The following is a 14480-nucleotide window of genomic DNA, read 5'->3' as shown; positions in this document are numbered from 1 at the left end:
CGGCGAACCGACACGATCAGAACAAGATGCCAGCAAACGATCATCATGAAGCGCTGGGCCACGTACCCGAAGCCGCGCGCCTGCTGTTCGAGGGCAGCGCCGACTGCATCGCCTTCCTGGATGCGGGCGGCTGCCTGACGGCGCTGAATCCGCAGGGCCGGCGCCTGCTGCAGGCGCGAGCGGAAAGCGTCGGCGCGGGCGCGGGGTGGGCCAGCCTCTGGCCCAGCGAGAACCACGACGTCATCCTTGGCGCCATGCGCGCCGCCACCGAGGGCGAAGGCGGCCGCTGCGAATTCTTTTCCCGGCATGCCGCCGGCGCCTGCGCCTGGTGGGACATGCGCGTCACCGCCTTGCGCGATGCATTCGGCGTGCTGCAGGGATGGATGCTGGTGGCGCGGGATATGACCGCGCTACACGAAGCCAGGGAGAAGCACCGCCGCGCGGAAGCCTTCAGCCAGGGGCAGAAAGCGGCGCTGGAGCTGGCAGTCGCCGGCGCCGAGCTGACCGAGGTGCTCGACCTGCTGGTCCGCACCGCCGAGGCCTATTCGGAACAGGCGCTGCTGGCCTCGGTGCTGCTGCTGGATGATGAGGGAAAGCGGCTGCTGACGGGCGCCGGCCCTTCCTTGCCGGAAGCCTACAACCGCGCCATCGACGGCATGATGATCGGTCCGGCGGCCGGATCCTGCGGCACCGCCGCGTTTACCGCCAAGCCGGTGTTCGTGCGCGACATCCGGAAGGATCCCTTGTGGGCCGATTTCGCCGAGCTGGCGGTCGGCCACGGCCTGCGTTCCTGCTGGTCCTACCCGATCAAGTCGTCCAAGGGCGAGGTGGTGGGCACGTTCGCCTTCTATTACCGGCAGGTCCGCGATCCGGTGCCGAAAGAGGCCGATGCCATGCCGCTGCTGGTGCATACCGCCGCGCTGGTGCTGGAGCGGCACCGCGAGACGCGCGAGCGCGAGGCGGCGCAGCAAGCGCTGGCCAAGAGCGAAGCCAAGCTGAAACGCCTGATCGATGCCAACATCCTCGGCATCATCGAATACGAACTGGATGCGTACGGCACCCTGAAGGCGGTGAACGACGCCTTCCTCGATACGGTGGCCTACAGCCGGGAAGAGTTCGAACGCGACGGCCTTTCCTGGCGCGCGCTCACGCCGCCGGACTTCATCGACGCCAACCGCAAGGCGCTGGAGCAGCTGCAGCGCACCGGCGTGATGGAAACCTTTGAGAAGGAATACCTGCGCAAGGATGGCAGCCGGGTGCCGGTCTACATCGGCGCCGCCAACTTCGAGGGTTCATCCACCCAGGGCATTGCCTACGTGCTGGACATTTCGAAGATGAAGGAAGCCGAGCGCGCCCTGCGGGAAAGCGAGGCGCGCTTCCGAACCATCGCCAACGCCACGCCGCAGATGGTCTGGACCACGTTCCGGGACGGCCGCCACGACTTCTGCAACCAGCGCTGGTATGAGTTCACCGGCCTAGCGCCGGGTACGGTCGATGCCGATACCTGGGTGGCCCTGGTGCATCCGGACGATCGCGCGTCGGCCCTGCGCGACTGGCAGCACAGCATGGCCAGCGGCGAACCGTACGAGTGCGAGTACCGGTTCCGCCACCACTCCGGCGAATACCGCTGGGCGCTCACCCGGGCGCTGCCGGTGCGGGACGAGGCGGGCGCCATCCTGCGCTGGATGGGCACCTGCACTGACATCCAGGAACAGAAATCGATCCAGGATGCGCTGCGCCTGTCCGACCAGCGCAAGGATGAATTCCTGGCGATGCTGGCGCATGAGCTGCGCAATCCGCTGGCGCCGATCGCCGCCGCTGCCGACCTGCTTTCCATCGTCCAGCCGGACGAGGCGCGCCTGCGCCAGCTCAGCGAAATCATCTCACGGCAGTCGCGCCACATGACCGGCCTGATCGAAGACCTGCTCGACGTTTCACGGGTCACGCGCGGCCTGGTCACCCTGCAGCGCGAGCTGGTTCCCCTGGAGGCCATCATTGCCAGCGCGATCGAGCAGGTGCGGCCCCTGATGGAGGCGCGCGGGCATCGACTCGACGTGGCGCCGATGGACCGTTCCCTCTCCGTCGCCGGCGACCGCAAGCGCCTGGTCCAGATCATCGCCAATCTGCTCAACAATGCCGCCAAGTACACCGGTGATGCCGGCCTCATCGAACTGCAGGTGGGCGTCGAAGGAAATGCGGTGTCGATTTCGATTCGTGACAATGGCATCGGCATGCCGCCGGCGCTGATCGAGCAAGCCTTCGAACTGTTCACCCAGGGCGAACGCACCTCCGACCGATCGCAGGGCGGGCTCGGCATCGGCCTGGCGCTGGTGCGGCGGCTGGTGGAACTGCATGGCGGCACGGTGCGCGCGGTCAGCGAAGGCGCGGGCAAGGGCAGCGAGTTCATCGTGCGCCTGCCTTGCGAACGGCAGCCTGCCGAGCTGGGCGGAAACCTCTCCGCCCGGCGGGCCGCCGCCGGGCGGGCATTGCGCGTGCTGGTGGTGGACGACAACGCCGACGCGGCGCAAATGCTCGGCTTCCATCTCGAACAGGTCGGCCACGAAGTCCTGATCGAATACGGCGCCCATTCCGCTCTCGACACCGCATGCCGGGTGGCGCCGCAGGTCTGCCTGCTCGACATCGGCCTGCCCCAGATGGATGGCTATGAATTGGCGCGCCGGCTGCGGGCGCTGCCGGGCATGGAGCAAGCGCTGCTGGTGGCGGTGACCGGCTACGGCCGGGAACAGGACCGCCAGGCCGCCTTCGCCGCCGGCTTCGATCGTCACTTCGTCAAGCCGGTGAATTTTCAGGAGATTGCCGACTGCATCGCCGGCATGGGAAGTGCGGCGCTGCCGGCCGTATAGCGCTACTTGACGTTGATGAAGGGGAGGGCGGCGCCAGCCACGTTCGGCCGGCGGCCGTCTTGTTGAATGCCAGGTCGAACTTAAGCGCTTCCGCTTTCCCTGATGCGACAGGACCCATGCCGATGAAACGCCTCAGAACGCCTCTGCCCGCCGGCGCAGCGCCACATCTCGTATCGCGCCAATCAGGACCTGAGCGGCGGGCGAGGGCGTGCTGCTGGCGCGCGTCATCAGGCCGGTGACGCGGCCGAGCAGGCCGGTGGAGTCGCCGGCGCTTTTCACCGGCAGCGCCAGGCGCACCAGCGCGCCGGCCGCCACATCGTCGCGCACCGCGCTCCAGGGCACATACCAGACGGCATCGCTGGCGATGGTATAGCTGCGGCCGAAGTACATCGACAGATCCTCCACGAAATCCTGGCCCAGGTCGATCCCGTGCTCGGCGGCGAAAGTATCGGCCGCATGCCGGTTGACTGAACCCTTGATCGGCAGCACCGAGGTGAAGGCGCCCAGCGCGGCCGGGTCGGCCTGCCCGGCGTCGAGCAGCGGATGGCCGGGGCGCACCACCGCCACCAGCGGGTCGACGAACAGGTATTCGAAGGAGAGGCCGACCATCTGCTCCGGGTCGGTATGGCGGCTCAGCACCAGGTCGAACTCCCTTTCCCGCAGCTTGGCCAGCAGACCGGCGGTGGTGTCGGTGAACAGGGTGACCTGCAGATTGCCGGCGCGGCGCCGGAATTCCAGCAAGGCTTCCGGCACGAAGGAGCCGGTGAGGGAGGGCGCGGTGCCGATGCGGATCACTTCGGAGGCGCTGGCCCGCGACTGGGCGATCGAGTAGGTTCCCTGCTGCAGGGCGTTGACGCTGGCCTCGGCGTATTCGAAAAAGGTTTCGCCCTGGCGCGTCAGCTGCGCGCCCTTGCGGCCGCGCTCGAAGAGGCGGGCCTGCAGGATGTCTTCCAATTCCTTCAACGTTTTCGATACCGCCGGCTGGGTAATGGAAAGCAGGGCGGCGGCCTTCACCAGGCTGCGCTGCTGGGCCACGATGATGAAGCACTGCAGGTGGCGAAACTTGATGCGGCCGTCGATCATGTATAACCAATGGGTTATGTAAGTCGGCTCAAAATATCAGTGTACATACGGTTTCGCAAGGTCTATCTTTGCAGCTGTGCGTGCTGGAAGCGCCGGCTTAATCTCTGATGCGAGGTTTCGCAAAGGATGACAGGGCGAGCGCGCGCTTCGGCAGCAACCAGGCTGACCAATAACCAGAAAGCAATGGCGGACCGTCGAACCGGTTCGCACAGGCGACCAACGAGAGAGCGGAGAACCCCATGACCAAACGCGAAGTCAACGAACTCCTGACCCAGACCGGACCCGGCACGCCCATGGGCGACCTGTTCCGCCGCTACTGGATCCCGGCCCTGCTGGCCAGCGAACTGCCGGAGCCGGAATGCCCGCCGGTGCGCGTCAAGCTGCTGTCCGAACGCATGCTGGCCTTCCGCGATTCCGAGAACCGCCTCGGCCTGATCGACGAATTCTGCGCCCACCGCGGCGTGTCGCTCTGGTTCGGCCGCAACGAGGAAAAGGGCCTGCGCTGTCCTTACCATGGCTGGAAATACGATGTGAACGGCAACTGCATGGAGGTGCCGTCGGAGCCGGCGGAGAGCGGCTTCTGCGAGAAGATCAAGCTCAAGTCCTATCCGCTGATCGAGCGCGGCGGCGTGCTCTGGACCTACATGGGCCCGCCGGAAGAGCAGCCGCCGTTCCCGGAATACGAATTCGCGATGGTGCCGCCGGAGCAGACCTACATGTCCAAGCGCATCCAGGAATGCAACTGGCTGCAGGCGATGGAAGGCGGCATCGACTCCAGCCACGTTTCCTTCCTGCACAGCGGCGCGCTCAACCGCGACCCGCTGTTCAAGGGCGCCAAGGGCAACCAGTACAACCTGTCCGACTACCAGGTGAAGTTCGAGGTGGTGGAATCCGACGGCGGCCTGCTGATCGGCGCCCGCCGCAATGCCGAGAACGGCAACTATTACTGGCGCATCACCCAGTACGTCATGCCCTGCTTCACCATGATCCCGCCGCGCGGAGACCATCCGGTGCACGGCCACTTCTGGGTGCCGATCGACGACGAGAACTGCTGGGCCTGGAGCTACGACTACCATCCGGTGCGCGCGCTCACCACGGAAGAACGCACGGCTATGGAAGAGGGCCACGGCATCCACGTCAAGACCATTCCCGGCACCTTCCGTCCGGTGCAGAACAAGGACAACGACTACCTGATGGACCGCGCGGCACAGAAGGCTGGCATCCATTACAGCGGCATCGCCGGCATCGGCATCCAGGATGCGTCGCTGCAGGAAAGCATGGGCCCGATCGTCGACCGCACCAAGGAAAACCTGGTGTCCACCGACAACGGCATCATCATGGCGCGCCATCGCCTGAGGAAGGCGGCGCTGGCCCTGCGCGACAAGCACGTGCAGCCGCCGGGACGCGAGGTGGAACAGCAGCGGGTGCGCTCCGCCTCCCTGGTGCTGCCGCCGGACGCCGCCTTCAAGGACGCTGCCAAGGAAGCCCTGATCGCGCGTGAAGGCGTGCCGCAGACCTCGGTCTGATCCGCTCTCTCTCCTGCGGCTCGCCGCCGCCGGGAAGGACGCCCTCGGGCGTCCTTTTTATTTTGGCGATCGCGCCCGCCCCCATCAGCCCGTCTCGATGATTGACATCGGACAAGATTGAAGCGCGGCATCGCATCGATCATCGTGTTCGCGCGGCGGCGCATCATTTGCCCGCAACCTACGCCCGAAAATGATGTCTATGCAACAAGACCGAGGGTCCTGCGGGCCGCTGCGCGCCTTGATTCCGCATGCGCCGCCTGCCATGGAAAGGCTCGACAAAGAGTGGATGCCGAAAGCATGTCCGACAATCAAACCGCCTTGCTGCACCACCAGCACATGATCGCCTGCCGCCATTGCGACCTGCTGCAGGCGGAAGTGCCGCTGCAGCGGGACAGCGATGCCCATTGCGTGCGCTGCGGCGCGCTGCTGTACCGCGGCGCCGGCAAGCGCCTGGAATGGATGCTGGCGCTGACGCTCGGCAGCGCCGTGCTGTTGGTGGTCTCCAATCTCTTCCCCATCGCCGAACTCCAGGTGCAGGGTGCCTACAATTCCACCACCTTGGCCGGCACCGTGGTCGCCCTGGCCGACCAGGGCAGGCCGCTGGTGGCGGTGCTGGTGCTGCTGACCACCATCCTGATCCCAGCGCTGGAACTGGTGGCGCTGCTCTACATGCTGGTGCCCTTGCGGCTGGGCCGGGTGACGCTCGACCTGCCGCTGGCCTTCCGACTGCTGCTGATGCTGCACCCGTGGAGCATGATGGAAGTGTTCCTGCTCGCCATCCTGGTCACCCTGGTGAAGCTGGCCGACATCGCCACCATCGTTCCCGGCATTTCCCTCTGGTCCTTCGCCGCCCTGATCGTGCTGTTCACCGGCATCTCGGCCACCTTCAGCGTGCGGGATTTCTGGACCTGGGTCGCCGAGCGGGGACAGGATGGCGAAGGCGGGCGAGCCGGCGCCGACGCCAGCGCGGCCGGCATGCAGGGGCAGGGCTGATGGCTACGGCAGCGTCGCGCGGACTCGTCACCTGCCATGCCTGCGGCCTGCTGTGCCGCGCGTTGGCCCATGAGCATGCCATGAGCTGCCCGCGCTGCGAAGCGCGGCTGCATGCGCGCAAGCCGCACAGCCTGGCGCGCACCTGGGCGCTCCTCATCACCGCCTACATCCTCTACATTCCGGCCAACCTCTATCCCATCCTGGAAGCGAACTCCTTGCTGGAGCGGCAGAGCAGCACCATCATGGGCGGCGTGGTGCTGTTCTGGACCAGCGGCTCCTGGTTCATCGCCGCGCTGATCTTCATCGCCAGCATCGTGGTGCCGCTGACCAAGCTGCTGGCCCTGACCTTCCTGCTGATCTCGGTGCACCGCCGCATGTCGTGGCGGCCCCACCAGCGCACCCAGCTGTACCGATTGGTGGCCTTCATCGGCCGCTGGTCCATGCTCGACATCTACGTGGTCGCCCTGTCGGTGGCGCTGGTGCAGGTGGAGTCGGTGGCCAGCATGCACGCCGGCCTCGGCGCGGTCGCCTTCGGCGCGGTGGTGGTGCTCACCATGATCGCCGCCGAGACTTTCGATCCGCGCCTGATGTGGGATGCGGCAAAGGAGCAGAATGACTGACGATCCCTCCGACAAGCCATCCATTCCGCAGGCCGTGCCGGTGCGCAAGCGGCGCTGGGCGATTTCGCTGGTCTGGATCATTCCCATCGTGGCGGCCCTGGTCGGCGGCTGGGTCGCCCTGCATTACATCCTGTCGCGCGGACCGACCATCACCATCGACTTCAAGAACGCCGAGGGGCTGGAAGCCACCAAGACCAAGGTGCGCTACAAGGACGTGGACATCGGCACCGTGACGGCGATCGAAATCTCGCGCGACCGCTCGCACGTCACGGTCACCGCCCAGCTGGCCAAGCAGGCGGAAAACCTGCTGGCCGAAGATACCCGGTTCTGGGTGGTGCGCCCGCGCGTCACGCTCAACAGCATCACCGGTCTCGGCACGCTGCTGTCAGGCGCCTACATCGGCGTCGACGCCGGCAAGACGCCGACCGACAAGCGCCACTTCGCCGGCCTCGACATCCCGCCGCCGGTCACCTCCGATTCGCCCGGCAAGCTGTTCCAGCTGAAGGCGGAGGACATCGGCTCGCTGTATGTCGGCGCGCCGGTGTTCTTTCGCCGCGTGCCGGTCGGCAATGTCACCAACTACAAGCTGGACGACGATGGCAAGGGCGTGACGCTGGAAATCTTCGTCAATGCGCCGCACGACAAGCTGGTGACCGCCAACTCCCGCTTCTGGCACGCCAGCGGCATCGACATCTCGCTCGGCGGCTCGGGCGTGAAGCTCAACACCGAATCGATCACCTCCATCATCGCCGGCGGCATTTCCTTCCAGCCGCCCCCGGAAGGCGAACCCGGCCCGGTGGTGCCGGGCAACACGAGCTTCATTCTGTATGCCGACAAGACCGCCGCGCTCAAGCGCATCGGCCAGGAGACTCAGACCTACCTGCTGTATTTCAGCGAATCCCTGCGCGGCCTTTCGCCCGGCGCGCCGGTGGATTTCCGCGGCATCGTCATCGGCGAAGTGAAGGCGGTCAGCGTCGAATACGACCGCGACAGCAAGGAGCTGCGCTTCCCGGTGGAGATCAACATCTATCCGGAGCAGATGCGCTCGCGCTACCGCCAGGGATCGCAGCAGATGTCGATGATGGAGCGGGAGCCGCATGCCTTGCTCGACCGTCTGGTGGCGCGCGGCTTCCGCGCCCAGCTCAAGAGCGCCAACCTGCTCACCGGCCAGCTCTACGTCGCGCTCGACTTCTTCCCGCGCGCGCCCAAGGCAGCCATCGACTGGGGCAAAAACCCGGCGGTGCTGCCCACCGTGGCGGGCGCCCTGGAAGACATCCAGCAGACGCTGGGCGATATCGCCGCCAAGCTGGACAAGGTGCCGTTCGATACCATCGGCACCAACATGAACCAGACGCTGCGCTCGCTCAACACCACGCTGCAGTCGGCCGACAAGCTGGTGCAGCAGCTCGATGCCAGCGTGCTGCCGGAAGTGAAAGGCACCATCGCCGAAGCGCGCAAGACGCTGGGCAGCGCGCAGCAGACCCTGGCCACCGATGCGCCGGTGCAGCAGGACCTGCGCGAAACGCTGCGCGATGTCGGCCGCGCGGCGCAGTCCCTGCGCGATCTCGCCGACTACCTCAACCGGCATCCGGAATCGCTGATCCGCGGACGGCGGGAAAAGGATTGACCATGGGACCGACCATGAAGCCTGTGTTCATCGCCGGCATCGCGGCAATGCTGACGGCCTGCAGCAGCACGCCGAAGGAAACCCTGTACACCCTGAATCCGGTTCCGGCAGCCGGCGCGCCGCTTGCGGCGGGCGCCGAGGTGGGCGAGGGCGTGGCCATCGGGCCGGTGCGCATTCCGCAGATGGTGGACCGACCGCAGCTGGTGGTGCGGCAGGGCGACAACCAGGTCGACCTGCTCGAGCAGCATCGCTGGGCCGAGCCGCTGCGCGACCAGATTGCGCGCGCGCTGGCGGCCGATGTCGGCGCGCGCGTTGCCGACGCCCGCGTGACCTTCTACCAGGACGCCGCCGGCCAGCAGGCGCGCTACCGCGTCACCGTGGATGTGGAGCGCTTCGACGCCTTCCCCGGCCAGGGCGTGGCGACCCAGCTCATCTGGACCGTGCGCGACGCGAAGTCGGAAGCGGTGCGCAGCGGCCGCTCCTCGGCGCAGGAAGCGGTGGCCGGTGCCGGCTACGACGCCATGCCGGGCGCCTTCAGCCGCGCGCTGGACAAGGCGGCCGCCGATATCGCCGCCGGCATCCAGGCCCTGCGGCAGTCGCGCTAGCCCGTTCTTCCAATCGATTGTTCCCGAATCCACCATATTCGTGAGAAGCCGTTCCGGATGGCTGCCTGTACACTCGATTGGCAGTGTCGGGCCGCCGCAGCGGGCTTGCATGAGCGCCGCCATGCGCCGAAGCCGCTTCGCACATTTTCACTTGGGAGAAATCACGATGAATATCCGTCGCCTGAAGATCGGATGGCGTCTGCGTATCGGCTTCGGCATCATGCTGCTGTTCCTGATGCTGGTGGCAGGCTTGGCCTTGCTGCGCATGTCCTTCCTGGGAGAACAGGTGAGGGCCATCAGTGAGATCAACAATACCGAAATGAAGCTGGCGCTGGAGATGCGCCTCACCATTTACGACCGCATGATCGCGCTGCGCAATATCATGCTGTTGTCGGATGAGGCGGCATTGAAGCAAGAGCATCAGCGTATCCGCGATCAGGCCGCCAAGTACGACGCCGCGGAGGCCAGGCTCGACGCCATGTTCAAATCCATCGCCGATACGACAGACACCGAAAAGGACTTGATGAAGCAGGTCCGCAAGCTGCGCGTCGAGGGTGATGCCGTCATCGAGAAGGTGGCCGGCCTGGCTTCCTCCGGCAAGCAGGATATGGCGACCAAGCTCCTGTTCACCGAACTGCGGCCGGTGCAGCAGGCTTGGATCGGAAAGCTCACCGAGCTGGTCGAATTCGAGGTGAAGCTGAATTCCGAAGCTGAACAGGCGGTGACGAACGTGATGTCTTCCACCATCTCCCAGATGATTGGCCTGACTGCGTTTGCATTGGCATTCGGCCTGGTGCTCGCACAGCTGATCACGCGCAGCATCACCCGGCCGCTCGGCGAAGCCATGCGGCTGGCCGAGACGGTCGCCGCCGGCGACCTCACCGCGACGATGACTGCGGACAGCCCGGACGAGACCGGCCATCTGATGCAGGCAATGGCGAGGATGACCGCCAGCCTGTCGGAGATTGTCGCGGAAGTTCGACGCAGCACGGAAGCGATCACGTCTGCCTCGCGCCAGATCGCCAGCGGCAACATGGATCTGTCCTCGCGTACCGAGCAGCAGGCCGGCTCCCTGGAGGAAACCGCGTCCTCGATGGAAGAGCTGACCTCCACCGTCAAACAGAATGCCGACAACGCCCGCCAGGCCAGCCAGCTGGCGGCTTCCGCCGCGGAGGTGGCCAGCGACGGCGGCGTGGTGGTGAACCAGGTCGTGGAGAGCATGGGCGGCATCCATGCCTCTTCGAGAAAGATTGCGGACATCATCGGCGTGATCGACGGCATCGCCTTTCAAACCAACATCCTGGCGCTGAACGCGGCGGTGGAAGCAGCCCGCGCAGGCGAGCAAGGCCGCGGCTTCGCCGTGGTCGCGTCGGAAGTGCGCAGCCTAGCCCAGCGCAGCGCTGCCGCCGCCAAGGAAATCAAGGGGCTGATCGACGATTCGGTGAACCGGGTCGATAGCGGTACCCGCCTGGTGAACGAGGCGGGCGCCAAGATGCAGACCCTCGTCGGCAGCGTGGCCAGGGTGAGTGACATCATCAGCGAAATCAGCGCCGCCAGCAGCGAGCAGACCGCCGGCATCGGGCAGGTCAACCACGCCATCACGCAGATGGATGAAGCCACCCAGCAGAACGCCTCGCTGGTGGAACAGGCGGCGGCCGCCTCGGCGGCAATGCAGGACCAGGCGACCCGGTTGAGCGAAGTCGTCGGCCGCTTCAGGATATCGGCGCACATGGCGCAGGCAGCGTCGCAACCGGCCGGTACCATGCCGGCCGCCGCGCCCGCATCGCCACGCCAGGCAAGGCTGGCGGCGCCTCAGCCGGCCAAGCCGCCGGTGTCGGCTGCCAGCAACGCCTCGGCGAAAGGCGAGTGGGAGGAATTCTGATTCTCCGCCGGCTGGCTCCGGCCCCATGGAACGTCCGCGACGGCAGGCATTCTTATGCGGGCGCAAGCCATGCCGACGCCTGGCCGATACACTGAAAATCGATCAGCCATGATTCACTCCTAAGCGCCATTCCGATGGCTTGCCCGCCGTCGCGAGACGGCGGGCTTTTTTGCCTGCTCAATCCAGCGGGGTCTTGAGGTTGGGCAGGATCGCCTTGATGGCGGCTGTCGTCACCGGCTTGGTGAGGTGGAAGTCGAAGCCGGCCTCGCGGCTTTGCCTGACATCCGAATCGGCGCCCCAGCCGGTCAGCGCCACCAGCACCAACCCGTTCAGCGAAGCGATGGCGCGCAGTGCCCGGGCAACCTCGTGGCCGCTCATGTCGGGCAGGCCGATGTCGAGGAAAGCGATGTCGGGATGCAGGCGCTGCGCCATGTCGATGGCTTCCGCGCCGGTGTGCGCGACATGGATCTCGTGGCCGCTCATTGCCAGCAGCGCCCCGAGCGTGTCGGCCGCATCGGCATTGTCGTCCAGGATCAGGATGCGGCGGCAGGCCAGGGACGTGCCCGGTCGAGACGAGAGCGGATCCGCTTTGGCGCCGGCGGACATCGGTACCGCCTGCGGCAGCCGGATGGAGAAGGTGCTGCCCTTGCCGGGTCCGGCGCTGTCGGCGGAAAGCACGCCGCCATGCAGGGCGACGATCTGCCGCGTGATCGACAGGCCGATGCCGATGCCGCCGCGGCGCCGCGGGCGCGCGCTTTCCAGCTGGGTGAACAGGTCGAATATCCTTGGCAGCAGGTCGGCGTCGATGCCGATGCCATTGTCGGTCACCGAAATTAGTACCTCGTCGCCCCGGCTGTCGACGCCGACCACGATGCGGCCGCCATCCGGCGTGTATTTGGCGGCATTGTCGAGCAGGTTGCTGAGCACCTGGGCCATTCGCACCAGGTCGGCATCGATATGCAGCGGCTGCTGCGGCAGATTCACCTCGACCTCGTGCCCGGCCGCCTCGAGCTTGAGCCGGCATTCTTCCAGGGCGGTGTCGAGCACCGCGCCGACGCTGATGGTTTCGCGCCGCAATTCCAGCTTGCCGGAGGTAATGCGCGAGACGTCCAGCAGATCATCGATGAGGCGGACGAGGTGCGCGATCTGGCGCGTCATGATGGCATGCACCTTGGCCGCCGCCGGCGTGGCGTTTCCGGGCAGCTTGAGCAGTTCCAGCCCGGCCTGCACCGGCGCCAGCGGATTGCGCAGTTCATGGGCCAGCGTGGCGATGAACTCGTCCTTGCGGCGGTTCACGCGGGTCAGCTCTTCCTCCAGCTCGCGCTGGGCGGTGACGTCGGTATGGGTGCCGAACCAGCGCACCACATTGCCTCGCTCGTCATGGATGGGAAGCGCGCGCGACAGGAACCAGCGGTAGCGCCCATCGGCGCCGCGCAGCGGAAAGCTGTCTTCCCAGGGCATGCCGTTTTGCAGGCAGGCGCGCAGTTTGTCCTCCACGCGCAGCGCATGGTCGGGATGCAGCATCGCCTGCCATCCCGACTCGAGCATGGTGCGCTGGCTCACGGCGGTATAGTCGAACCAGCGCCGGTTGTACCAGAAGATGCCGCCGCGCGGATCCGCCATCCAGGCCAGCTGGCTGATGTTGTCGGCCAGCGTGCGGAATTCCTCCTCGCGCCGGCGCAAGGTGGCTTCGGCCTCCTTCTGATCGGACAGGTCGAGCACGAAGGCCACGACTTCATCTTCCTCGCCGATCATGCCGAAACCCACCAGCACCGGCACCCGGCTGCCGTTCTTGCGCACATATTCCTTCTCATAGCGCGGACAGGTGCCGGTGCGCCTGGCCTGCTCGACGTGGCGCCGGTCGACGGCCAGCCACTCCGGCGGCGTGATCGCATCCCAGCGCAGCGCGCCGCTGTCGAGATCGGCACGCTCGTAGCCGATGGTGCGCAGATACTCGTCGTTGGCATAGCGTATGCCGCCGCTCATGTCGCCGAAGACGATGCCGATCACGTCCGACTCGGCGAAGCAACGCATGCGGCTTTCGGCATTGGCCAGCTCGGTGACGTCGGTGCAGGCGCCTATCCATTCCTCGGTGCCGGCTTCGGCGGCGGGCATCGCGACGCAGCGCACGATCATCTCGCGGTACTGGCCGTCATGGCGGCGCACCCGCCAGCGCTCGGGCCAGCGCAGCGCGCCTCCTTCGCGGCTGCGCGCGTCGAGGGCGCGCTGGATTGCCTGACGCGTTTCCGGATGCAGGGCATCCATCCAGCCGAACATGGCGGCCGCTTCCCTGCCTTGCCCGGTGAAGGCGCGCCAGGAAGGCTTGTCGGCGGTCATCCTGCCGTCGGCATCGGTGACCCACACCACCGCGCTGGCCGCTTCCACCAGGGACCGGAAACGCTGTTCGCTGCGCCTCAGGCTGCGCGACGAGGCGTTCGAGACGTTCATCAGGATGGCCAGGGTAACCAGCGACAGCAGCGAAACCACGCCGGCGGACATCAGGGCACGCTCGGCGCCGTCGTGGTGTTCCCGCTGACGCTGGCGCAGCATGAATTTATCCTCGGCCCGCATCTCGACCAGGGCGGCGCGGATGTCGTCCATCATGCGCTTGCCATCGCCGTTGACCACTATCTCCGTTGCCTCCCGCATGCGGCCGCTGCGATACAGGCGGATGGTCTGCTCCAGCTCGCTCAGCTTGTCACGGGCCAGCCTGTCGACGCGGTCCAGCAGCCGTTCCTGGCGCGAGCCGGACGGCAGCAGCCGCCGCGCGCTTTGTATCAGCTCGCTCACCGACGGCCGGCTGATGACCGCAATGCTTGTCTCGCCCCGCGCCGCCCGGTATGGATCCAGGTAGTCTTCCTGTCCGGTCAGGAGGAAGCCGCGCTGGCCGGTCTCGGCATCGCTGAGCGCATTCTCGATGCGCTCCAGCGCCAGGGCGATGTCCTGCGCATGGGTGATCTCGCGCGCCGTCTCCTGCTGGGAACGCGCATTGAGCACGGCAGTGATGCCGCTGACCACGAGCACGCCCGCCGTCAGTCCGTAGGCCATCAAGACGCGCATTCGATGCCACTTCGACGTCGCGGTAGTATCCATGGTCAGGCTGGGGAAAGGGGCATGGCGCTGGAGGCTCCCGGCAGGACTTTCGGAAGGAAAAGGTGGATCGGGCTGGGTGCATTGTAATGCCCGTCCTCCGAAGCCGGTACGCTTATTGCGCATCCCTGCCGGACGGCATGCACGAGCGTGTTATGACCTCCAACAGGGTTTCGCAGCCCCGACGAGC

The 14480-nt window shown here is 66.4% G+C and carries 9 protein-coding genes; 7 read left to right on the top strand and 2 right to left on the bottom strand.

What is annotated here, in order from left to right:
* Positions 1 to 26 precede the first annotated feature (26 nt).
* Complete coding sequence (locus tag CHB88_RS07685; RefSeq protein WP_089398719.1) at positions 27 to 2864, top strand: PAS domain S-box protein; 2838 nt, start codon at positions 27 to 29, stop codon at positions 2862 to 2864.
* A gap of 132 nt (positions 2865 to 2996) precedes the next feature.
* On the opposite strand, the gene CHB88_RS07680 is transcribed toward CHB88_RS07685, so the two are convergent.
* Entirely contained in the window at positions 2997 to 3947 is a 951-nt protein-coding gene (locus CHB88_RS07680) for a LysR substrate-binding domain-containing protein (RefSeq protein ID WP_089398718.1), read from the bottom strand.
* Positions 3948 to 4186: 239 nt separating this feature from the next.
* On the opposite strand from CHB88_RS07680, the gene CHB88_RS07675 reads away from it, so the two are divergent.
* The 6 genes from CHB88_RS07675 (at position 4187) to CHB88_RS07650 (ending at position 11200) form a co-directional block, all read left to right on the top strand.
* Positions 4187 to 5473, top strand: coding sequence for an aromatic ring-hydroxylating dioxygenase subunit alpha (locus tag CHB88_RS07675; protein WP_089398717.1), 1287 nt, complete (start codon positions 4187 to 4189; stop codon positions 5471 to 5473).
* Between the two features lie 297 nt (positions 5474 to 5770).
* Positions 5771 to 6466 (top strand): paraquat-inducible protein A, encoded by a 696-nt coding sequence (locus CHB88_RS07670; RefSeq protein WP_143131168.1) that lies wholly within the window; start codon positions 5771 to 5773, stop codon positions 6464 to 6466.
* Positions 6466 to 7086: a paraquat-inducible protein A gene (locus CHB88_RS07665; protein ID WP_089398715.1), complete on the top strand. Its 621-nt coding sequence runs from the start codon at positions 6466 to 6468 to the stop codon at positions 7084 to 7086. Before CHB88_RS07670 ends, CHB88_RS07665 begins: the two co-directional genes overlap by 1 nt.
* A complete protein-coding gene (locus CHB88_RS07660; protein ID WP_089398714.1) occupies positions 7079 to 8713 on the top strand; it encodes a PqiB family protein in 1635 nt (544 codons plus the stop codon). The genes CHB88_RS07665 and CHB88_RS07660 overlap by 8 nt, the downstream gene beginning before the upstream one ends.
* Positions 8714 to 8715: 2 nt before the next feature.
* Positions 8716 to 9318, top strand: a complete 603-nt coding sequence (locus tag CHB88_RS07655; protein WP_089398713.1) for a PqiC family protein — start codon at positions 8716 to 8718, stop codon at positions 9316 to 9318.
* 166 nt (positions 9319 to 9484) lie between these two features.
* The gene (locus CHB88_RS07650) at positions 9485 to 11200 is read left to right on the top strand and encodes a methyl-accepting chemotaxis protein (RefSeq protein ID WP_089398712.1); all 1716 of its coding nucleotides are present in this window, start codon (positions 9485 to 9487) and stop codon (positions 11198 to 11200) included.
* Positions 11201 to 11377: 177 nt separating this feature from the next.
* Here the strand turns inward: CHB88_RS07650 and CHB88_RS07645 are convergent, their stop codons facing one another.
* Entirely contained in the window at positions 11378 to 14293 is a 2916-nt protein-coding gene (locus tag CHB88_RS07645; RefSeq protein ID WP_176442368.1) for a PAS domain S-box protein, read from the bottom strand.
* Positions 14294 to 14480: the final 187 nt, after the last annotated feature.

Source organism: Noviherbaspirillum humi, assembly GCF_900188095.1.
GTDB classification, from domain to species: domain Bacteria; phylum Pseudomonadota; class Gammaproteobacteria; order Burkholderiales; family Burkholderiaceae_D; genus Noviherbaspirillum; species Noviherbaspirillum humi.
This window is presented reverse-complemented; position numbering and strand designations above follow the sequence as displayed.